The organism is Caballeronia novacaledonica, from assembly GCF_900258035.1.
Taxonomy (GTDB): Bacteria; Pseudomonadota; Gammaproteobacteria; order Burkholderiales; family Burkholderiaceae; genus Caballeronia; species Caballeronia novacaledonica.
This window is the reverse complement of the sequence record NZ_OGTP01000024.1, coordinates 24754-45496: the sequence shown is the minus strand read 5'-3', so window position 1 is coordinate 45496 and position 20743 is coordinate 24754. Positions and strand designations below refer to the sequence as shown.

Sequence of the window (20743 nt, the reverse complement as noted above, 5' to 3'; positions counted from 1 at the left end):
TTCGGAGCAGCCGGTGAGCGAAACAGAACAGCAACTTCCGACGCTCGCGTTCGAGGCGCATCTCGCGCCGTATGCCGCGCACGCGTCGCAATCGCGCGGACGGCGCTTCGCCGAAACGCCGCCGGCGGCGCGCACGGAGTTTCAGCGCGACCGCGATCGCATCGTGCATTCGACCGCGTTTCGCAGGCTCGAATACAAGACGCAGGTCTTCGTCAATCACGAAGGCGATCTCTTCCGCACGCGTCTCACGCACAGTCTCGAAGTCGCGCAGATCGCGCGTTCGGTCGCACGCAATCTGAGGCTGAACGAGGATCTCGTCGAAGCCATCTCGCTCGCGCACGATCTCGGCCACACGCCGTTCGGGCACGCCGGACAGGACGCGCTGCACGAATGCATGCGGGATCACGGCGGCTTCGAGCACAATCTGCAAAGCCTCGCGGTGGTCGATCAGCTCGAAGAGCATTACGGCGCCTTCAACGGCCTGAACCTCTGCTTCGAGACGCGCGAAGGCATCCTCAAACATTGCTCGCGCGAGAATGCGCGCAAGCTCGGCGAACTCGGCGAGCGGTTTCTTACGGGAAAGCAGCCGTCGCTCGAAGCGCAGATCGCGAATGTCGCCGATGAAATCGCGTACAACAATCACGACGTGGACGACGGCCTGCGCTCCGGCCTCATCACGCTCGATCAGCTTTCCGAAGTGAGTCTATGGCTCACGCACTTCGAAGCGGCGCGCGCCGACTATCCGGACATCGAAGGGCGCAGGCTCATCCACGAGACGATCCGCCGGATCATCAACACGTTGATCGTCGATCTGATCGAGGCGACGAGCCGCAATCTCGAACGCGTCGCGCCGGATTCGCTCGACGCCGTGCGCAATGCGCCGACGCTCGTCGCGCACAGCGATGAAGTCGCGGCGCAGGCGGCGCAACTCAAGCGCTTTCTGTTCAAGAACCTGTACCGGCACTATCGCGTGATGCGCATGGCCAACAAGGCGAAGCGCGTGGTGACGGGCCTCTTCGAAGCCTTCACCGACGATCCGCGTCTCTTGCCGCCCGCCTATCAGTCGCGCGGACCGGTGACGGAAGAATCCGCGAACGACGCGCCTTCTGCCAGCCACGACAGCTCGCAGGCGCGGCTCATCGCGCATTACATCGCGGGCATGACCGACCGCTATGCGCTGAAAGAGTATCAACGCTTGTTTGTCATCGACAACAACTAATATCGCGCGTTTCAAGCGCGAATCCTTCAAAGGAGACTCATCGATGAGCTGCAAGCCCTTGTTCCGCACGATTTCGGTCGCGGCCGTTCTGGCCTTCGGCGTCAGCACCGCCGCGCACGCCGCGACGGAAATCCAGTTCTGGCACGCGATGGAAGCCGCGCTGGGCGAGCGTGTGAACGACATCGCCAACGACTTCAACAAGTCGCAGAGCGATTACAAGATCGTTCCCGTGTTCAAGGGCACGTATGACCAGGCGCTCGCGGCGGGCATCGCGGCGTATCGCAGCGGCAACGCGCCCGCCATCCTCCAGGTCTACGAAGTCGGCACCGCGACGATGATGCAGGCGAAGAAGGCCGTCATTCCGGTCTCCGACGTCTTCAGGCAGGCCGGCGTGCCGCTCGACGAAAAGGCGTTCGTGCCGACCATCGCCGGTTATTACAGCGACGCGAAGACCGGCCATCTGATCTCCATGCCGTTCAACAGTTCGACGCCCGTTCTCTACTACAACAAGGACGCGTTCAAGAAAGCCGGTCTCGATCCGAACCAGCCGCCGAAAACCTGGGCCGATGTCGAAGCCGACGCGAAGAAGCTGAAGGCCGCCGGTTATTCGTGCGGTTACTCGTCGGGCTGGCAAAGCTGGATCCATCTCGAGAACTACAGCGCGTGGCATGCCGCGCCGTTCGCGACGAAGAACAACGGCTTCGACGGTCTCGACGCCAAGCTCGAATTCAACAAGCCGTTGCAGGTCGCGCACATCCAGTTCCTGCAGAACATGGCGAAGGAAGGCACGTTCACGTATGTCGGGCGCAAGGACGAGCCGGTGTCGAAGTTCTATAGCGGCGACTGCGGCATCATCACGAACTCGTCGGGCTCGCGCGCCACCATCGCGAAATTCGCGAAATTCGATTACGGCGTCGGCATGATGCCCTACGACGCGAACGTGAAGGGCGCGCCCCAGAACGCGATCATCGGCGGCGCGAGTCTGTGGGTGTTGTCGGGCAAGGATCCGGCCGTCTATAAGGGCGTCGCGAAATTCCTCGCCTATCTCTCGACGCCGGAAGTCGCGGCGAAGTGGCATCAGGACACGGGCTATCTGCCGGTCACGCAGGCCGCGTATGAACTCACGCAGAAACAGGGCTTCTACGAGAAGAATCCCGGCGCGGACATCGCCATCAAACAGATGTTGAACAAGCCGCCGCTGCCGTACACGAGGGGCCTGCGTCTCGGCAACATGCCGCAGATCCGCACGGTCGTCGACGAAGAGCTGGAGCAGGTCTGGGCCGACAAGAAGACGCCGCAGCAGGCGCTCGACGCGTCGGTGCAACGCGGCGACGAACTGCTGCGCCGCTTCGAGAAGACCGGCAATTAAGGCCTCACGCCCGCGCCCGAAAGCGCGGGCGCCTCTGGATGCGCCACGCATGGAAAAACGGTCTCGTTTCGATACGGGCGTCCTGCCGTATCTGCTCGTCGCGCCGCAACTCGCGATCACCGCGCTGTTCTTTCTCTGGCCGGCCGGCGAGGCGCTCTGGCAGGCGACGCAAAGCCAGGACGCGTTCGGCACGTCGAGCGAGTTCGTCGGGCTGGCGAACTTCAGGCAGTTGTTCGCCGATCCGCTCTATCTCTCGTCGTTCAGCACGACGATGATCTTTTGCTCCCTCGTCACCGTGTCGGGACTCGTGATCTCGCTTCTGCTCGCCGCTTGCGCCGATCGCGTGACGCGCGGCGCGAAGGCGTATCAGACGCTGCTCATCTGGCCGTACGCGGTCGCGCCCGCGATCGCCGCCGTGCTGTGGTCGTTCCTGTTCAATCCGAGCATCGGGCTCGTGACGTATGCGTTGGCCAGGCAGGGCGTCATCTGGAATCACGCGCTCAACGGCACGCAGGCGATGTTCCTCGTCGTGCTCGCGTCGGTTTGGAAACAGGTCAGCTACAACTTCCTGTTTTTCTACGCGGGCCTTCAGGCGATTCCGCAATCGCTGATCGAAGCCGCCGCCATCGACGGCGCCGGACCCGTGCGGCGCTTCTTCGGCATCGCGCTGCCGCTCTTGTCGCCGACGTCTTTCTTCCTGCTCGTCGTGAACCTCGTCTACGCGTTCTTCGACACCTTTCCCGTCATCGATGCCGCGACCGGCGGCGGCCCCGCGCAATCGACGAAGACGCTCATCTACAAGATTTTCGCGGAGGGCTTTCAGGGACTCGATATCGGCAGCTCGGGCGCGCAATCGGTCGTGCTGATGGTGATCGTCGTCGCGTTGACCGTGATCCAGTTCCGCTTCGTCGAGCGCAGGGTGCAATATTCATGATCGAAAACCGTCGCGGCTTCGATATCTTCTGTCACGCGGTGCTTCTGCTCGGCGTCGCGCTGATCGTGTTTCCGGTGTACGTCGCGTTCTGCGCGGCCACGATGAACGCGAAGGAAGTCTTCAGCGTGCCGCTTTCGCTGATTCCGAGCACGCATTTTTTCGAGAACGTCGCGCACATCTGGACGCACGGCAGCGGCAACGCGGCCGCGCCGTTCGGTCTCATGTTGCTGAACAGCCTCGTGATGGCGCTCGTGATTTCGGTCGGCAAGATCGCCGTGTCGATCGTCTCCGCGTACGCCATCGTGTTCTTTCGCTTTCCGCTGAAAAATCTCGCGTTCTGGCTCATCTTCATCACGCTGATGCTGCCGGTCGAAGTGCGCATCTTTCCGACGGTGCAAGTCGTCTCGTCGATGCATCTGTCGAACACGTATGCCGGACTGACGCTCCCGCTGATCGCCTCCGCGACCGCGACATTTCTGTTCCGCCAGTTCTTCATGACGCTGCCCGACGAGCTGATGGAAGCGGCGCGCATCGACGGCGCGGGGCCGCTGCGCTTCTTCTGGGACGTGGTGCTGCCGCTTTCGAAGACGAACATCGCGGCGCTCTTCGTCATCACGTTCATTTACGGCTGGAATCAGTATCTCTGGCCGATTCTCATCACCAACGAAGTGTCGCTGCAGACGGCGGTGGTCGGCATCAAGAGCATGATCGCGTCGGGCGATACCGCGACCGAATGGCACCTGGTGATGGCGGCGACGCTGCTCGCGATGCTGCCGCCGCTCGCCGTCGTCCTGACGATGCAGCGCTGGTTCGTGCGCGGGCTCGTGGACTCAGAGAAATAAGACAATGGCTGCATTGAATCTCAAGGGCGTCAAGAAGAGCTACGACGGCAAGACGTTCGTCTTGCACGGCATCGATGTCGATGTCGCGGACGGCGAGTTCGTCGTGATGGTCGGTCCATCGGGTTGCGGGAAGTCGACGCTGCTGCGCATGGTCGCGGGACTCGAAAGCGTGTCGGACGGTGCGATCGAGATTGGCGGAAAGGTCGTGAACAAGCTGGAGCCGAAGGACCGCGATATCGCGATGGTCTTTCAGAACTACGCACTTTATCCGCACATGAGCGTGGCGCAGAATATGGCGTACGCGCTGAAGATCGGCGGCGCAGACCGAAAGACCGTCGACGCGCGTGTCGCCAATGCGGCGCGCATACTCGAACTCGAACATCTGCTCGCGCGCAAGCCGCGCGAACTGTCGGGCGGGCAGCGGCAGCGCGTCGCAATGGGCCGCGCGATCGTGCGCGAACCGGCGGTGTTTCTCTTCGACGAACCGCTGTCGAATCTCGACGCCAAACTGCGCGTGCAGATGCGCCTCGAAATTCAGCGCCTGCACGCGCGGCTCGCGACCACGAGCCTGTATGTCACGCACGATCAGATCGAAGCAATGACGCTCGCGCAACGCGTCATCGTGATGAACAAGGGGCACGCCGAACAGATCGGCGCGCCGACCGAAGTGTACGAGCGTCCGGCCACGGTGTTCGTCGCGAGCTTCATCGGCTCGCCGGCGATGAATCTGCTCGAAGGCCGTTTGTCGGACGATGGCGCGGCTTTTATCGTCGCAGGCGAGGGACCTGCGTTGCCGGTATCCGGCGTGAATGGCGCGATGCGCGGGCGCGAATGGATCATCGGCATTCGTCCGGAGCATATGACGCCGGGCATCGAGAGCGCCGCGAGCGCGACGCTCGATGTCGATTCGGCGGAACTGCTCGGCGCGGACAATCTCGCGCACGGCAAGTGGGGCAAGCACGACGTGGCGGCGCGCTTGCCGCATGAGCATCGTCCGCAACGTGGCGAGCGGCTCAGGGTGTCGTTGCCCGCGCGGCATCTGCATTTCTTCGACCCGGCAACGGGACTGCGCGCCAATTGAGCGGAGCACACGCGATGAGAACCTGGCCTTATCCCGCGATCGTCGCGCATCGCGGCGGCGGCAAGCTCGCGCCGGAGAATACGCTCGAAGCGATCGACGTAGGCGCGCGCCTCGGCCACAAGATGATCGAATTCGACGCGAAACTCTCCGCCGACGATATCGTCTTCCTGCTTCATGACGACGCGGTGGACCGCACGTCGAACGGACGCGGCGCCGCGAAAGCGATGACTTACGCGCAACTGCGCGCGCTCGACGCGGGCACGTGGTTCAGCGCGGAATTCGCCGACGCGCGCATGCCGACGCTCGCGCAAGTCCACGAGCGATGCACGAAGCATGGGCTCGCGGCGAACATCGAGATCAAGCCGAGTCAGGGGCGCGACGTGGAGACAGGTGTGCTCGTCGCGCGCGAGGCGGCGCATTTGTGGACGGACGCGGAGATCGCGCCGCTGTTGTCGTCGTTCTCGTACGCGGCGCTCGAAGCCGCACGCGATGTCGCGTCGAACCTTCCGCGCGGCATGCTGTACGAGCGCGTGCCGGAAAACTGGCGCGCGCAGACCGCGGCGCTGTCGTGCGTGTCGCTGCACGCGAACCATCGCACGCTGGACGAAACGCTCGTCAAGCAGATCAAGGATGCCGGACTGCGGCTTCTCGCCTACACGGTGAACGATCCGGCGCGCGCGCGTCTGCTCGCGCAATGGGGCGTCGATGCGATCTGCACGGATCGCATCGACATCATTGGCGCGGATTTTCTGGAAGCGTCGTCCGAGTGAGGCGTCAGCGCACGCGCGCGAGCAAGACGCCCGCGACCAGCGCTAACCCGCCGACGAGCGCGATCGTCTGCCAGGGCTTTTCGTGGAGATACGCGTCCGCGTCTTCGAACGCGACGCCGGCGCGCTCGCGTAGCGCCGCGTGGGTGTCGTTCAGACGTGCGCGGGCGCTGTCGAGACGGTCGCTGATCTGCGCGCGCAGCGCAGCCGCGTCGGCCGATGTGCCTTCGGACAGCGTGCTTTCGAGTTCGCTGAGCAGCGTGCGGAGTTCGGCGCCGATGTCCTCGGCCGCTTCACGGCCATGCCGCGCCATGCGGCGTGCGCGGCGACTCGTCGTGCTCCAGGAATCTCCGATGGCGTCTCGCGTATTTGGCAGTGCGTTCATAGATCGCTCCGATGGATGAGTCGTGGATAGCCCGCCCGAGGTTGGCGGGGAAACCCATCATGCAGCAAATTCGATGCCGGTGCCTCGCCGTTGCGCAACGCCTCGGTAAGCGCGACCGTAACGACTCTTACGCGCCAGCCGACCCGTAAGAACTGCAAGCGATTCTTTCCATCGGAGGTCACATTTACAAGCGCGAACAAAAATAAAACGCCGGCAAGCGTTAATCATGCCGGCGTTTTCTTTCTTTTCGCGATTGCGCTTTAATCGTCGTTACATGCCGATAGGCAGTTTGACCTTAGAAGCGATAGCCAACGCGCAAATATGTGACGATCGGGTTGAGCGTGATTTTCGCTTGCGACTGGACATTGAGCGTGCCGACAGGCGTTTGAGCCTGCGTGTTCAGCTTTGCAGTAGCCTTCAAAGGAATGAACGACACGGAAAAGCCCGCAAACCAGTGTTCTGTGAAATTGTAAGTCGCGCCGACGTTAAACACGGGCGCCCACGAACTATCCGTGTCGACGGTGGTCGGACCATGCAGGACCGAGCCTTCGAATTGCTGATTCGTAATCTTGGCATCAGTGAACCAGGTGCGCGTCACACCAATACCGACGAACGGACGGAGCTTCGCCGTAGGGGCATTGAAGAAGTATTTGAACAGCAGCGTCGGGCTCCATTGCTTCGCGCTGCCGAGCTTGCCGTACTGCGAGAAGGTGCCTGTGCCTTCGAGATCGAAAGTCGGCGGGATGCCCATTTCGAGTTCGGCTGCAATGTGGTCGGTGGCGAAGTAGCCTACTGTGAAACCGGCCGTATCAGCGCTCGAGATTCCGGCGCCGGTGCCGGGAACGTCGATATTGACCGGAGATCCGCCTACACTTGTTTCTTTGAGCGGACCGCTGCTGTCTTGCGGGGCAAAGTGAAACCAGCCTGCAGTTGCATAGAAGGACCCAGCAGATTGCGCATGTGCCGCGGTGGACACACATGCTAATGCCGCGATCCCCGTGATGACTTGTTTTATTTTCAATTTGTGCTCCTCCAAAAAAGCACGCTCATTATGAACACAACATTTCACATAAACCATAGCAATGCCGTAGAGCATTTTCCCTAGGGCAAGGAGCGGCTTTGGGGCCTCGTTGCACGGCACTTGCATGTGTTTGTCCGCGCTGCCGTAACGGCTCCGAATGGCCCCCGATCGGGGTAACACAAATGCGACCAACGGAATATCCAGAATGGCACGGCTTGCACGACTCTACGTTCCCGAACAGCCGCAGCATGTCATCCTGCGTGGTCTCGACCAGCAACCCGCCTTCGTCGACGACCAGGACTACGAGCTCTTCATCGACTGCTTGAGGACTGCTTCACGTGATCATCACCTCTCCATCCATGCCTACGCGCTGATGCCGCAAGCGGTGCATCTGCTCGTCACGCCGCGCGACGAATCCAGCCTGCCCAAAGCGATGCAGGCCGTGGGACGTCGTTACGTAGCGCATTTCAATCGCCGTTACACGCGACGCGGCACGCTGTGGGAGGGCCGCTACCGCGCCACGGTCATCGAGGGCGAGCGTTACTTCTTGCTCGCCACGCGCGTCGTCGAAATGGCGCCCGTACGTGCGCAACTCGTCACTGCGCCGCAGGACTACAAATGGTCCAGTTTTCGACATCACGTCGGGCTCGCATTGGATGGCCTCATCACCGACCATCCGCTGTTCTGGTCGCTCGGCAACACGCCGTTCGAACGCCAGCACGCGTACAAGGAGCTGTGCGAGCAACCGCTCGACGAGCGTGAAGCGAATCGTCTCCTGCAAGCGACACTGAAAGGCTGGGTGCTGGGCAGCGATGCCTATCGCGAATGGGCATCGCATGCCGCCAACCGCCGGGTGTCGCCGCTGCCGCGTGGGCGTCCGCGCAAGATCCGCGAAACTCCACAGCCTCAATAACGGCTTGGCACGGCCATCCTGAAGCAGAAAATGAAACGGCGTCTCGAATTTTCCCGGCACGCCGTTTCTTTCCGGCATTCTTCGATGCGGCCCCAATATATCGGTGCGTGTTTGCACCATATCGATAATTGGTGTCGCATCATCAAGTTTTATTTGCCATCTTTTTGATTCGTCGCGTATATTTCGATTTCCGGCGATTGCCGCGGTGCAGCGTGCCGCGCACGACCGTGCTTCGTGCCACGTCAAGTTGAAAAAAACGGTCCGGGCGACAAGAAAATGGTTCAACGGCCAAGTCGGCCCCTCACAGTAGAGACGGTGTCCCCATGAACGATCATCAGCAACCGGCAGCCGGTTCGCTTCCCGCCGCGCAGGGCATGTACGACCCTGCGAACGAGCATGACGCCTGCGGCGTCGGCTTCGTCGCCCACATCAAGGGGAAAAAGAGCCACGAGATCATTCAGCAGGGTCTCAAGATTCTCGAAAATCTCGATCACCGCGGCGCGGTCGGCGCCGATCCGCTGATGGGCGACGGCGCCGGCATCCTGATTCAGGTGCCGGACGGCTTCTATCGCGAAGAAATGGCCAAGCAGGGCGTGACGTTGCCGCCGGCTGGCGAGTACGGCGTCGGCATGATCTTTTTGCCGAAGGAACACGCGTCGCGTCTCGCGTGCGAGCAGGAGCTCGAGCGCACGGTGAAGGCCGAAGGCCAAGTCGTGCTCGGCTGGCGTGACGTGCCCGTCGATTCCAACATGCCGATTTCGCCGACCGTGAAGGCGAGCGAGCCGCTGATCCGTCAGATCTTCATCGGTCGCGGCAAGGACATCGTCGTGACGGACGCGCTCGAGCGCAAGCTGTACATCATCCGCAAGACGGCGAGCCATCGCATTCAGGCGCTCAAGCTCAAGCACGGCAAGGAATACTTCGTGCCGTCGATGTCGTCGCGCACCGTCGTCTACAAGGGGCTGCTGCTGGCCGGTCAGGTCGGCGTGTATTACCGCGACCTGCAGGACGAGCGTGTCGTTTCGGCGCTGGCGCTCGTGCATCAGCGCTTCTCGACCAACACGTTCCCGGCGTGGGAACTCGCGCACCCGTACCGGATGATCGCGCACAACGGTGAAATCAACACCGTGAAGGGCAACGTCAACTGGCTGAACGCGCGCACCGGCGCGATCGCGTCCTACGTGCTCGGCGACGATCTGCCGAAGCTCTGGCCGCTGATCTATCCGGGCCAGTCGGACACGGCATCGTTCGACAACTGTCTCGAACTCCTCGTGATGGCCGGCTACCCGCTCGTCCACGCGATGATGATGATGATCCCGGAAGCGTGGGAGCAGCACACGCTGATGGACGACAACCGCCGCGCGTTCTACGAATATCACGCCGCGATGATGGAGCCGTGGGACGGCCCCGCCGCGATCGCGTTCACGGACGGCCGCCAGATCGGCGCGACGCTGGACCGTAACGGCCTGCGTCCGGCGCGCTATCTCGTCACCGACGACGACCTCGTGATCCTCGCGTCGGAATCCGGCGTGCTGCCCATTCCCGAATCGAAGATCGTCAAGAAGTGGCGTCTGCAGCCGGGCAAGATGTTCCTGATCGACATGGAGCAGGGCCGCATCATCGAGGACAAGGAGCTGAAGGACAACCTGTCCAACGCGAAGCCGTACAAGAGCTGGATCGACGCCGTGCGCATCAAGCTCGACGAAATCGAGCCGAAGGCCGAAGACGTCGAAACGCAACGCCGCGAAGCCGCCGCGCTGCTCGACCGTCAGCAGGCGTTCGGCTACACGCAGGAAGACCTCAAGTTCCTGATGGCGCCGATGGCGCAGTCCGGCGAAGAGGCCGTCGGCTCGATGGGCAACGACTCGCCGCTCGCGGTCATGTCCAACAAGAGCAAGACGCTCTACAACTACTTCAAGCAGTTGTTCGCGCAAGTGACGAACCCGCCGATCGACCCGATCCGCGAAAACCTCGTCATGTCGCTGAACTCGTTCATCGGTCCGAAGCCGAACCTGCTCGACACGACCAACATCAACCCGACGATGCGCCTCGAAGTGTCGCAGCCCGTGCTCGACTTCAAGGACATCGCGAAGATCCGCGCGATCGACAAGTACACCGGCGGCAAATTCAGCTCGTACGAGCTGAACATCTGCTATCCGGTCGCGTGGGGCAAGGAAGGCATCGAGGCGCGCATTGCGTCGTTGTGCGCGGAAGCGGTCGATGCCGTGAAGTCCGGCTACAACATCCTGATCGTGTCCGATCGCAAGATGGACCGCGACAACGTCGCGATTCCGGCGCTGCTCGCCACGTCGGCGATTCACTCGCATCTCGTGCAGCATGGCCTGCGCACGAGCACGGGTCTCGTCGTGGAAACGGGTTCGGCGCGCGAGACGCATCACTTCGCGCTGCTCGCGGGCTACGGCGCGGAAGCCGTGCATCCGTACCTCGCGCTCGAAACGCTCGCCAACATGGCCGATGGCCTGAAGGGCGACCTGTCGGCGGACAAGGTCATCTACAACTTCACGAAGGCGGTCGGCAAGGGCTTGTTGAAGGTCATGTCGAAGATGGGCATTTCGACGTACATGTCCTACACCGGCGCGCAGATTTTCGAAGGCGTCGGCCTGTCGACGGAACTGGTCGAAAAGTACTTCAAGGGCACGGCGACGAAGGTCGGCGGCATCGGCATCTTCGAAGTGGCGGAAGAGGCGATTCACCTGCATCGCGACGCATTCGGCGACAACCCCGTTCTCGCGAACATGCTCGACGCGGGCGGCGAATATGCGTACCGCGTGCGCGGCGAAGAGCACATGTGGACGCCGGACGCGATCGCCAAGCTGCAGCACTCGGCGCGCAGCAATTCGTACCAGACGTACAAGGAATACGCGCACATCATCAACGACCAGACGAAGCGTCACATGACGTTCCGTGGCCTGTTCGAGTTCAAGGTGTCGCCCTCGAAGGCGATTCCGCTCGACGAAGTCGAATCGGCGAAGGACATCGTCAAGCGTTTCGCGACGGGCGCGATGTCGCTCGGCTCGATCAGCACGGAAGCGCACGCCACGCTCGCCGTCGCGATGAACCGCATCGGCGGCAAGTCGAACACGGGCGAAGGCGGCGAGGACGAAACGCGCTATCGCAACGAACTGCGCGGCATTCCGATCAAGAACGGCGACACGCTGCAATCGATCATCGGCAAGGAAGTCGTCAGCGACATCCCGCTGAAAGATGGCGACTCGTTGCGCTCGAAGATCAAGCAGGTTGCGTCGGGGCGTTTCGGCGTGACGGCGGAGTATCTGTCGTCGGCGGACCAGATCCAGATCAAGATGGCGCAGGGCGCGAAGCCGGGCGAAGGCGGTCAGTTGCCGGGCCACAAGGTTTCGGATTACATCGGCAAGCTGCGCTATTCGGTGCCGGGCGTCGGCCTGATTTCGCCGCCGCCGCACCACGACATCTATTCGATCGAAGACCTCGCGCAACTGATTCACGATCTGAAGAACGTGAATTCGTCGTCGAGCATTTCGGTGAAGCTGGTGTCGGAAGTGGGCGTCGGCACGGTTGCGGCCGGCGTTGCGAAGGCGAAGGCGGATCACGTCGTGATCGCGGGTCATGACGGCGGCACGGGCGCATCGCCGCTGTCGTCGCTGAAGCACGCGGGCACGCCGTGGGAACTCGGCCTCGCCGAAACGCAGCAGACGCTGGTGCTGAACCGTCTGCGCGGCCGCATCCGCGTGCAGGCCGACGGCCAGATGAAGACCGGCCGCGACGTCGTGATCGGCGCGCTGCTCGGCGCGGACGAATTCGGCTTCGCGACGGCGCCGCTCGTCGTCGAGGGCTGCATCATGATGCGCAAGTGCCATCTGAACACGTGCCCGGTCGGCGTCGCGACGCAAGACCCGGTGCTGCGCGCGAAGTTCTCCGGCCAGCCGGAGCATGTCGTCAACTTCTTCTTCTTCGTGGCGGAAGAAGTGCGCGAAATCATGGCGCAGTTCGGTATCCGCAAGTTCGACGACCTGATCGGCCGTGTCGATCTGCTCGACATGAAGAAGGGCATCGAGCACTGGAAGGCGAAGGGTCTCGACTTCTCGCGCATCTTCTATCAGGTGCCGGTTGGGGAAGACGTCGCACGCAAGCATGTCGACGTGCAGGATCACGGTCTCGACAAGGCGCTCGATCACGTGCTGATCGAGAAGTCGAAGGCGGCGATCGAAAAGGGCGAGCACGTGTCGTTCATTCAGCCGGTGCGCAACGTGAACCGCACGGTCGGCGCGATGCTGTCCGGTCTGATCGCGAAGAAGCACGGCCACGACGGCCTGCCCGACGACTCGATTCATATCCAGTTGAAGGGCACGGCGGGCCAGAGCTTCGGCGCGTTCCTCGCGAAGGGCGTCACGCTGGATCTCGTCGGCGACGGCAACGATTACGTCGGCAAGGGTTTGTCGGGCGGACGAATCATCATTCGGCCGACCAACGATTTCCGTGGCAAGTCCGAGGAAAACATCATCTGCGGCAACACGGTGATGTACGGCGCGATCGAAGGCGAATCGTATTTCCGCGGTGTCGCGGGCGAGCGCTTCTGCGTGCGCAACTCGGGCGCGACGGCGGTTGTCGAAGGCACGGGCGATCACGGCTGCGAATACATGACGGGCGGCACGGTGGTCGTGCTCGGCGAGACGGGCCGCAACTTCGCGGCGGGCATGTCGGGCGGCATCGCGTTCGTGTACGACCCGGACGGCACGTTCTCCGGCAAGTGCAACAAGTCGATGGTCGCGCTCGATCCGGTGCTGCAGCAGGCCGAACAGGAGCGCACGGTGGATCGCGCGCTGTGGCACGGCGGCAAGACCGACGAAGCGCTGCTCAAGGGCTTGATCGAACGTCACTTCCAGTTCACCGGTTCGCCGCGTGCGAAGTCGCTGCTCGAGAACTGGGATTCGGCTCGCCGCCAGTTCGTCAAGGTGTTCCCGACCGAGTATCGACGCGCGCTCACCGAGCTCGGCGCGAAGAAGTCGAAGGACGCCATCGCGGCATAAAGCCGGTTTCATAGATAGAAGGCCTTCCCGATGCGAGCGCATCGGGAAGCAGGTCCCTCACTGTACATAGAGAAAGAAATGGGCAAGGCAACCGGTTTTCTCGAATTCGAACGCCGCCACGAGGCGTACGAAGCACCGCTGACCCGCGTCAAGCATTACAAGGAATTCGTCGCCGCGCTGACGGATGAAGACGCCAAGATTCAAGGCGCGCGCTGCATGGATTGCGGCATTCCGTTTTGCAACAACGGCTGTCCGGTCAACAACATCATTCCGGACTTCAACGATCTCGTGTTCCAGCAGGACTGGAAGAGCGCGATCAACGTGCTGCACTCGACCAACAACTTCCCGGAATTCACGGGCCGCATCTGCCCGGCGCCGTGCGAAGCGGCGTGCACGCTCGGCATCAACGACGATCCGGTCGGCATCAAGTCGATCGAGCACGCGATCATCGACAAGGCATTCGCCGAAGGCTGGGTCGTGCCGCAGCCGCCGAAGCACAAGACGGGCAAGAAGGTCGCCGTCGTCGGTTCGGGCCCCGCCGGTCTCGCGGCCGCGCAGCAGCTCGGGCGCGCGGGGCATGAGGTCGTCGTGTTCGAGAAGAACGATCGCATCGGCGGTCTGCTGCGTTACGGCATTCCCGACTTCAAGCTGGAGAAGTGGCTGATCGATCGCCGCATGCGCCAGATGGAAGCGGAAGGCGTGTCGTTCCGCACGAACGTGTTCATCGGCCGTGATCCGCTGCCGGCGTACATCGGCAACACGGCGAAGGAAACGATCACGCCGGACGAGCTGAAGGAACAGTTCGACGCGGTCGTGATCGCGGGCGGTTCGGAAACGCCGCGCGATTTGCCGGTGCCGGGCCGCGAGCTGGAAGGCATCTACTACGCGATGGAATTCCTGCCACAGCAGAACAAGGTCAATGCCGGCGACAAGCTGACGGATCAACTGCTGGCGAAGGGCAAGCATGTCGTCGTGATCGGGGGCGGCGATACGGGTTCGGACTGCGTGGGCACGTCGAATCGTCATGGCGCGAAGGACGTGACGCAGTTCGAACTGCTCGCGCAGCCGCCCGAGGAAGAGAACAAGCCGCTCGTGTGGCCGTATTGGCCGATCAAGCTGCGCACGTCGTCGTCGCACGAAGAAGGTTGCGATCGCGACTGGTCGGTGGCGACGAAGCGCTTCGAGGGCAAGAACGGCAAGGTCGAGAAGCTGATCGCGGTGCGCGTCGAGTGGAAGGGCGGCAAGATGCAGGAAGTGCCGAACTCCGAGTTCGAGATGAAGGCCGATCTCGTGCTGCTCGCGATGGGTTTCACGCAACCGGTGTCGCCCGTGCTGGAGGCGTTCGGCGTCGAGAAGGATGCGCGCGGGAATGTGCGTGCTTCCACCGAAGGCGACAAGGCGTATTACACGTCGGCGGACAAGGTGTTCACCGCGGGCGATATGCGTCGCGGGCAGTCGCTGGTCGTCTGGGCGATTCGCGAAGGTCGTCAGTGCGCAAGGTCGGTCGATGCGTATCTGATGGGATCGAGCGAATTGCCGCGGTAAGCCGTCGAGCGTAAAAACGAGAAGGCCACGCAACTGCGTGGCCTTCTTGCTTTGTGCTGCGAGCGGATCAAACCTCCGCCATCGCCCGCTCGATCTCGATCTTGTAGTCATGGAACATCGCCACCGACTCGCGATGCGCCACGCTCAGAATCGCCGCCTTCGGCAGCCGCTCGACGAGCGTGTTGTAGATATGCAGTTCGTTCTCGGCATCGAGCGCGCTGGTGGCTTCATCGAGGAACACGAAGTCCGGCTTGTGAAGCAGCACGCGCGCCGCGGCGAGACGCTGCTGCTCGCCCGGCGAAAGACTCCGCGCCCAGTGCGCGCTTTCCTCCAGCCGGTCCGCATACGATTCGAGATTGCACTGACGCAGCACTTCGCGCGATTCGTCATCGCTGAACGTGCCGCCGGGCGACGGATACGAGAGCGCCGCGCGCAACGTTCCGATCGGCAGATAGCTCATTTGCGGGATGAACATCATCTTCGCATCGACGGGTGCGTCGATGGTGCCGTCGCCGAACGGCCACAAGCCCGCCAGCGCGCGCATCAACGTACTCTTGCCCGATCCCGACGGCCCCACGACGAGCCAGCGCGAGCCCGGCTCGATCGAAACGTTCGCCACGCGCGAGAGCGGCGTGCCGTTGGGCAGCGCGAGCATCAGGCCGTTCGTCGTGAGCGACGGCGTGCTCGTGTAATGCAGATTGATGCCGCCACGTTCCGTCGCCGGCGACGTTTCCTCGCGGATATGCGTCGAGCGCATCACGCGCTTGAATTCGCGCAGACGGTTGACGGTGGCGCGCCATTCGACCAACGTCGAATAACTGTTGATGAACCACGAAAACGAATCGCTGACGGTGCCGAACGCCGATGAAATCTGCATCAGCACGCCAAACGAAAACGCGCCCGCGAAGTAGCGCGGCGCGGCGACCATGATCGGGAAGATGATCGCGATCTGTCCGTAGAAGCTCAGCACGAAGGTCATGCGCTTCGTGTACTTCATGATGAGCCACCAGTTGTCGCGGATGCGCTGGAAGATGGTCTTCGCGTTGGCGGTTTCGGTGGAGATGCCGTCGTAGAACGCGATCTGCTCGGCGTTTTCACGCACGCGAATCAGCCCGAAGCGAAAATCCGCTTCCACCTTCTGCTGCTGATAGTTGATCGACACGAGCGGATGCCCGACCTTCTGGATGATCAGCGAACCGAGAATCGCATACAGCGCGGCGGCCCACACCATGTAACCCGGTATCGTGATCGGCGTGGCGCCGAGCGAGAACGTCAGCGCGCCCGCGATGGTCCAGAGAATCGTGATGAAGGTGACGAGCGTGACGAGCGTCGAAAGCAGGTCGAGCGACAGCGAAAGCGTCGTGGTGGCGAAGGACTGAAGGTCGTCGGAAATACGCTGGTCGGGGTTGTCGGCGAGGCGATCGCGCTCGATGCGGTAGAACGCCTTGTCGCCGAGCCATTGCTCCAGAAACCGGTTGGTGAGCCATTGCCGCCAGCGGAACGCGAGCATCTGCCGCAGATAGCGCCCGTACACCGCGAGCAGAATGTACGCGAACGCGAGGCCCGTGAAAATCAGCAGCAGATGCGGAAAGTCCCTGACGTTCTTGTTCTGCAGCGCGTTGTAGAAGTCGGCGTTCCAGCTGTTGAGCCGGACATTGATCCACACGACCGTCATGTTGATCGCGATGATCGCGACGAGCAGGCCCCACGCGACACCGCGCTCCTCCGAGACCCAGTAGGGCTTGATGAGGCTCCAGGCCGAGACTTCGTCGGCCTTCTGCTGTGTGCTTTCGGTACGAGTGTTGGTCATGAGCTTCCTGCTGATGCGCCCCGGGGCGCCCGATTGTTTCGTCCGCGGCCGGGCCGCGCGCGTCGTTTCCCGGCCCCGCAGATTGTTCCGGGATTCCCTTAACGCCCGCTTAATTTCGCGCGATCGGCCGGCGAACCATGTTCGCGGCATTGTGCCAGAGTGCCGCCGCGCGCGATAAAAGGCGGGCAATCCCGGTTTGCAGCGCCTTCGCCTTTCATGCTTTAATGATCCTCGACGAAACAGGGGTGCTTCGCGTGCATCGGCGGCCGGAACGGCCGGCAGCGCGGCGAGGCTGAGAGAGACCCTTTGCACCCGATCCGGGTAATACCGGCGAGGGAAGTTTCCGGAGAACGCGCGAAATCCGCGCCATTCCTCCAGTTTCTTCCGGTATGTCCTTTCCGCCCGGCACGTTTCATTCTTGCCGAGCCGGTCTCTCCGCTGATTTCGTCCTTGTGATGTGGCGCCGCGCCCGCACGGTCGAGATCGCGTACTCCGTCTCCTCGTGTGCAGCGCAGCGTCACGCCCTATGGAGACATCGAATTGAACAGGATCGAACAGGGCGCGCCGCGCCGGCAGGATTTCGCCGTCGTCGGCGGCGGGCTCGTCGGGCGGCTTGTCGCGTGGCAGCTTGCGGGCGCGGGTCATGACGTCGCGCTCTACGAACGCGGCGACGCGGCCGGCACGCAATCGGCCGCGTGGGTTGCCGCCGCGATGCTCGCCCCGCTCGCGGAGGCGGCGAGCGCGGAGCCGCTCGTCGTCGGGCTCGGGGCGGCGTCGCTCGAACGCTGGCCGCGTCTCATCGAACAATTGCCCGAGCCGGTCTTCTTTCAGCGCAACGGCACGCTTGTCGTCTGGCACGGCGCGGATCGCGCGGAGGCGCCGCTTTTCGAGCGCCGTCTGCGCGCCAATTCCCCCGCCGATCTGCTCGATGGCGGTTTCGTCAAGCTCGCCGGCGCGCAGGTTGCGCAAGCCGAGCCCGCGCTCGGGACGCGCTTCGCGCAGGGCTGGCTGCTGCCGAACGAAGGTCAACTGGATAACCGTCAGGCGCTGAGCGCGCTCGCGGCCGGCCTCGTTGCACGCGGCGTGCGCACGCACTGGAACACGCCGGTCGATGCAATGCCCGACGCACGCTGGATCATCGATTGCCGTGGTCTGGGCGGAAAGCCCGCGTGGCTCGCGCTGCGCGGCATCCGTGGCGAAGTCGCGCGCGTGCACGCGCCGGGCATCGGACTTTCGCGGCCCGTGCGCATGCTGCATCCGCGCTATCCGCTCTATATCGCGCCGAAGGAAAACGATCTGTACGTGATCGGCGCGACGGAAGTGGAAGGCGAAGACATGTCGCCCGTGAGCGTGCGATCCGCGCTCGAACTGCTGAGCGCCGCTTTCGCCGTGCATCCGGGCTTCGGCGAGGCGCGCATCCTCGAACTGAACGCGCATTGCCGGCCGACCTTGCCGGATCATCGGCCGGCCATTGTCTGGGACGGCGCGCGGACTCTGCGCGTGAACGGCCTGTACCGGCACGGCTTCATGATCGCCCCCGAAGTCGCGGATGCCGCGTGCCGTCTGGCCGAAGCGCTCGTTTCAGGCGATCTCGGCGATCACGAAGCCTTCGCGCAATTCCGCGAAACCGCGCGCTGGCCCGACTTGCTCCACGACGAAACCGCCGTCGCGGCGCTCTAGTCATCAGGAAAGAAACATGAACATCCACATCAATCAGCGCGTCTTCGATTTACCCGACGCCGCCACCGTCACCGAAGCGCTCGCCGCGTTCGGCGCGAAGCCGCCGTTCGCGGTCGCATTGAACGGCAGCTTTGTCGCGCGCGGCGAGCACGCCACCAAAACGCTCGCCGCCGGCGACAAGCTCGACGTCGTGTCGCCCGTCGCGGGCGGCTGAATTCCGAACCGAAGGATCGAATCATGACCCTATCCACCGCCGACACGCTCACGCTCTACGGCGAGAGCTTTCCGAGCCGCGTGCTGCTTGGCACGTCGCGCTATCCGTCGCTGCAATCGCTTTCCGACTCCATCGACGCCGCACGGCCGGGCATGGTCACGGTCGCGCTGCGCCGCCAGTCGGAGACGGGCGAAGCCGGTTTTTTCGATGTGCTCAAGCGCCACGGCGTCGCGCTGCTTCCCAACACGGCCGGTTGTCAGAGCGTCGACGAGGTGCTCACGACCGCGCACATGGCGCGCGAAGTTTTCGAGACGCCCTGGATCAAGCTGGAGCTGATCGGCGACGACTACACGTTGCAACCCGACCCGATCGGCCTCGTCGAAGCGGCGACGAAGCTGGTCCGCGAAGGCTTCAAGGTGCTGCCGTATTGCACGGAAGACCTCGTGATCGGCCGGCGTCTGCTCGACGCGGGCTGCGAAGCGCTGATGCCGTGGGGCGCGCCGATCGGCACCGGTAAAGGCGTGACCAATCCGTACGGGCTGCGCACGCTGCGCGAGCGGCTGCCGGACGTGCCGCTGATCGTCGATGCCGGTCTCGGCGTGCCGTCGCACGCGTGCCAGGTGATGGAATGGGGCTTCGATGGCGTGCTGCTCAACACGGCCGTCTCACAGGCGACGTTTCCGCCGCAGATGGCGCGGGCCTTCGCGCTCGGCGTCGAAGCCGGGCGCACGGCATTTCTCGCCGGTCCGATGGCCGAGCGCGACAGCGCGCAGGCGAGCACGCCGGTCGTCGGCATGCCGTTCTGGCATCAGGACGGAGGCGCGGCATGAGCTTGCTGAATCGCGAAGTTTTCTGGCCACCCGCCGACGAGCTGATCGAAGTCGCCGAGCGGATTCGCGCGCGTCTCGGCGAATGGCCCGCGGCGGCGATGCGCTGGCGCATCTGCCTGACCGCGCCGGAAGCGCCGAAGGCCGACGATCTGATCGTCCTGACCGAATCGCACGATGCGGACGCCGGGCGATTCGCGGACAGCGGCGCGGCGGTGCTCGACGCGCGTGAGGGCCGCGTGACGCTGCATCGTGGCGACGAACGCTTCGCGCTCGAAGGCGAACGGTCGGACGATTGGCTGGCCGCGCTCGCCGCTTTCCTCGATTGCAACTTCGAGCCGCACGACGCGCTGACGCTCGCACTCGCCTGGCGCGCGGGCGACGAGAACAAGGCGGACGCGTGGCCCGTCGACTTCGCGACTTTCCCGCGCGTCGCCGATTTGCCGCCGGCGCCCGAAGGCGGTTTTCCGGCGTGCCCGGATCGTCTCGGCCTGTATCCGGTGCTGCCGAGCGCGGACTGGGTCGAACGCGTGCTCGATCTCGACGTGCGCACCGCGCAATTGCGCCGCAAGACGACCGACACCGCCGATTTGAAACGCGAAATCGCACGCTCGGTCGAGGCGGGGCGACGGCATGACGCGCAGCTTTTCATCAACGATCACTGGCGCGAAGCGATTGCCGCGGGCGCGTACGGCGTGCATCTCGGTCAGGAAGACGTGCAGACCGCCGATCTGAACGCGATCGCGAAGGCCGGCTTGCGGCTGGGACTCTCGACGCACGGCTATTACGAGATGCTGCGGGCGCTGCATTTCGAACCGAGCTATCTGGCGCTCGGCGCGGTTTTCCCCACCACGACGAAAGTCATGCCGACCAAGCCGCAAGGACTCGCGCGGCTCAGGCGCTATGTGCAGTTGCTGTCGGGACGCGTGCCGCTCGTCGCGATCGGCGGAATCGATGCCAAGGTGATGCCGGACGTTCTGGCGACGGGCGTCGGCAGCGCGGCCGTCGTGCGCGCGGTCACGGAAGCGCCGGATACGGCGGCAGCGGTCTCGTCACTGCAACAAATGTTTGCAGGTAAATAGTGAAAAATCCCAAAAGCGGAGCAGCGC

At 63.3% G+C, this 20743-nt stretch carries 16 protein-coding genes and 1 riboswitch; of the genes, 13 read left to right on the top strand and 3 right to left on the bottom strand.

Annotated elements, in window-relative coordinates:
• Positions 1–13 precede the first annotated feature (13 nt).
• The 6 genes from NOV72_RS25945 to ugpQ are packed head-to-tail and all read left to right on the top strand — an operon-like array spanning position 14 to position 6215.
• A complete protein-coding gene (locus tag NOV72_RS25945; protein WP_106857424.1) occupies positions 14–1219 on the top strand; it encodes a deoxyguanosinetriphosphate triphosphohydrolase in 1206 nt (401 codons plus the stop codon).
• Positions 1220–1262: 43 nt separating this feature from the next.
• Positions 1263–2588, top strand: a complete 1326-nt coding sequence (gene ugpB / locus NOV72_RS25940; protein ID WP_106857423.1) for a sn-glycerol-3-phosphate ABC transporter substrate-binding protein UgpB — start codon at positions 1263–1265, stop codon at positions 2586–2588.
• A 49-nt stretch (positions 2589–2637) separates the two neighbouring features.
• Positions 2638–3522: a sn-glycerol-3-phosphate ABC transporter permease UgpA gene (gene ugpA / locus NOV72_RS25935; RefSeq protein ID WP_106857422.1), complete on the top strand. Its 885-nt coding sequence runs from the start codon at positions 2638–2640 to the stop codon at positions 3520–3522.
• Positions 3519–4364 carry a sn-glycerol-3-phosphate ABC transporter permease UgpE gene (gene ugpE / locus NOV72_RS25930; protein ID WP_106857421.1) on the top strand — a complete coding sequence of 282 codons (846 nt, stop codon included), beginning with the start codon at positions 3519–3521 and terminating at the stop codon, positions 4362–4364. Before ugpA ends, ugpE begins: the two co-directional genes overlap by 4 nt.
• Before the next feature lie 4 nt (positions 4365–4368).
• On the top strand, positions 4369–5445 hold the full coding sequence (locus tag NOV72_RS25925) for a sn-glycerol-3-phosphate import ATP-binding protein UgpC (RefSeq protein ID WP_106857420.1): 1077 nt from the start codon (positions 4369–4371) through the stop codon (positions 5443–5445).
• A gap of 14 nt (positions 5446–5459) precedes the next feature.
• Entirely contained in the window at positions 5460–6215 is a 756-nt protein-coding gene (ugpQ, locus tag NOV72_RS25920) for a glycerophosphodiester phosphodiesterase (protein WP_106857419.1), read from the top strand.
• Positions 6216–6219: 4 nt separating this feature from the next.
• On the opposite strand, the gene NOV72_RS25915 is transcribed toward ugpQ, so the two are convergent.
• Positions 6220–6597, bottom strand: coding sequence for an ElaB/YgaM/YqjD family protein (locus NOV72_RS25915; RefSeq protein ID WP_106857418.1), 378 nt, complete (start codon positions 6595–6597; stop codon positions 6220–6222).
• A 295-nt stretch (positions 6598–6892) separates the two neighbouring features.
• Positions 6893–7618: an OmpW/AlkL family protein gene (locus NOV72_RS25910; protein ID WP_106857457.1), complete on the bottom strand. Its 726-nt coding sequence runs from the start codon at positions 7616–7618 to the stop codon at positions 6893–6895.
• Positions 7619–7823: 205 nt separating this feature from the next.
• Here NOV72_RS25910 and NOV72_RS25905 point away from each other — a divergent pair, with 205 nt between their 5' ends.
• From NOV72_RS25905 to NOV72_RS25895, 3 genes are all read left to right on the top strand, one after another.
• Positions 7824–8531: a transposase gene (locus NOV72_RS25905; protein ID WP_106857417.1), complete on the top strand. Its 708-nt coding sequence runs from the start codon at positions 7824–7826 to the stop codon at positions 8529–8531.
• Positions 8532–8854: 323 nt separating this feature from the next.
• Positions 8855–13558, top strand: a complete 4704-nt coding sequence (locus NOV72_RS25900) for a glutamate synthase-related protein (RefSeq protein WP_106857416.1) — start codon at positions 8855–8857, stop codon at positions 13556–13558.
• A gap of 78 nt (positions 13559–13636) precedes the next feature.
• Entirely contained in the window at positions 13637–15103 is a 1467-nt protein-coding gene (locus NOV72_RS25895; protein ID WP_106857415.1) for a glutamate synthase subunit beta, read from the top strand.
• A gap of 67 nt (positions 15104–15170) precedes the next feature.
• On the opposite strand, the gene NOV72_RS25890 is transcribed toward NOV72_RS25895, so the two are convergent.
• On the bottom strand, positions 15171–16913 hold the full coding sequence (locus tag NOV72_RS25890) for an ABC transporter ATP-binding protein/permease (RefSeq protein WP_106857414.1): 1743 nt from the start codon (positions 16911–16913) through the stop codon (positions 15171–15173).
• A gap of 231 nt (positions 16914–17144) precedes the next feature.
• Positions 17145–17269: riboswitch (TPP riboswitch) on the top strand.
• Positions 17270–17453: 184 nt separating this feature from the next.
• Here NOV72_RS25890 and NOV72_RS25885 point away from each other — a divergent pair.
• From NOV72_RS25885 to thiE, 4 genes are read left to right on the top strand one after another with little or no spacing between them, the layout of a single operon-like run.
• Positions 17454–18593: an FAD-dependent oxidoreductase gene (locus NOV72_RS25885; RefSeq protein WP_106857456.1), complete on the top strand. Its 1140-nt coding sequence runs from the start codon at positions 17454–17456 to the stop codon at positions 18591–18593.
• A 16-nt stretch (positions 18594–18609) separates the two neighbouring features.
• Entirely contained in the window at positions 18610–18807 is a 198-nt protein-coding gene (thiS, locus tag NOV72_RS25880; RefSeq protein WP_106857413.1) for a sulfur carrier protein ThiS, read from the top strand.
• A gap of 23 nt (positions 18808–18830) precedes the next feature.
• Positions 18831–19637: a thiazole synthase gene (locus NOV72_RS25875; protein WP_245933153.1), complete on the top strand. Its 807-nt coding sequence runs from the start codon at positions 18831–18833 to the stop codon at positions 19635–19637.
• Positions 19634–20716 (top strand): thiamine phosphate synthase, encoded by a 1083-nt coding sequence (thiE, locus tag NOV72_RS25870; protein ID WP_106857411.1) that lies wholly within the window; start codon positions 19634–19636, stop codon positions 20714–20716. The genes NOV72_RS25875 and thiE overlap by 4 nt, the downstream gene beginning before the upstream one ends.
• The last annotated feature ends 27 nt before the right edge of the window (positions 20717–20743 follow it).

Excerpts from the sequence above, each read along its gene's own strand:
- ugpQ (WP_106857419.1), top strand. The coding sequence starts at position 5,460 with ATGAGAACCTGGCCTTATCCCGCGATCGTCGCGCATCGCGGCGGCGGC.
- NOV72_RS25875 (WP_245933153.1), top strand. The coding sequence starts at position 18,831 with ATGACCCTATCCACCGCCGACACGCTCACGCTCTACGGCGAGAGCTTT.
- ugpA (WP_106857422.1), top strand. The coding sequence starts at position 2,638 with ATGGAAAAACGGTCTCGTTTCGATACGGGCGTCCTGCCGTATCTGCTC.
- NOV72_RS25905 (WP_106857417.1), top strand. The coding sequence starts at position 7,824 with ATGGCACGGCTTGCACGACTCTACGTTCCCGAACAGCCGCAGCATGTC.
- thiE (WP_106857411.1), top strand. The coding sequence starts at position 19,634 with ATGAGCTTGCTGAATCGCGAAGTTTTCTGGCCACCCGCCGACGAGCTG.
- NOV72_RS25890 (WP_106857414.1), bottom strand. The coding sequence starts at position 16,913 with ATGACCAACACTCGTACCGAAAGCACACAGCAGAAGGCCGACGAAGTC.
- ugpE (WP_106857421.1), top strand. The coding sequence starts at position 3,519 with ATGATCGAAAACCGTCGCGGCTTCGATATCTTCTGTCACGCGGTGCTT.
- ugpB (WP_106857423.1), top strand. The coding sequence starts at position 1,263 with ATGAGCTGCAAGCCCTTGTTCCGCACGATTTCGGTCGCGGCCGTTCTG.
- thiS (WP_106857413.1), top strand. The coding sequence starts at position 18,610 with ATGAACATCCACATCAATCAGCGCGTCTTCGATTTACCCGACGCCGCC.
- NOV72_RS25925 (WP_106857420.1), top strand. The coding sequence starts at position 4,369 with ATGGCTGCATTGAATCTCAAGGGCGTCAAGAAGAGCTACGACGGCAAG.
- NOV72_RS25900 (WP_106857416.1), top strand. The coding sequence starts at position 8,855 with ATGAACGATCATCAGCAACCGGCAGCCGGTTCGCTTCCCGCCGCGCAG.
- NOV72_RS25915 (WP_106857418.1), bottom strand. The coding sequence starts at position 6,597 with ATGAACGCACTGCCAAATACGCGAGACGCCATCGGAGATTCCTGGAGC.
- NOV72_RS25895 (WP_106857415.1), top strand. The coding sequence starts at position 13,637 with ATGGGCAAGGCAACCGGTTTTCTCGAATTCGAACGCCGCCACGAGGCG.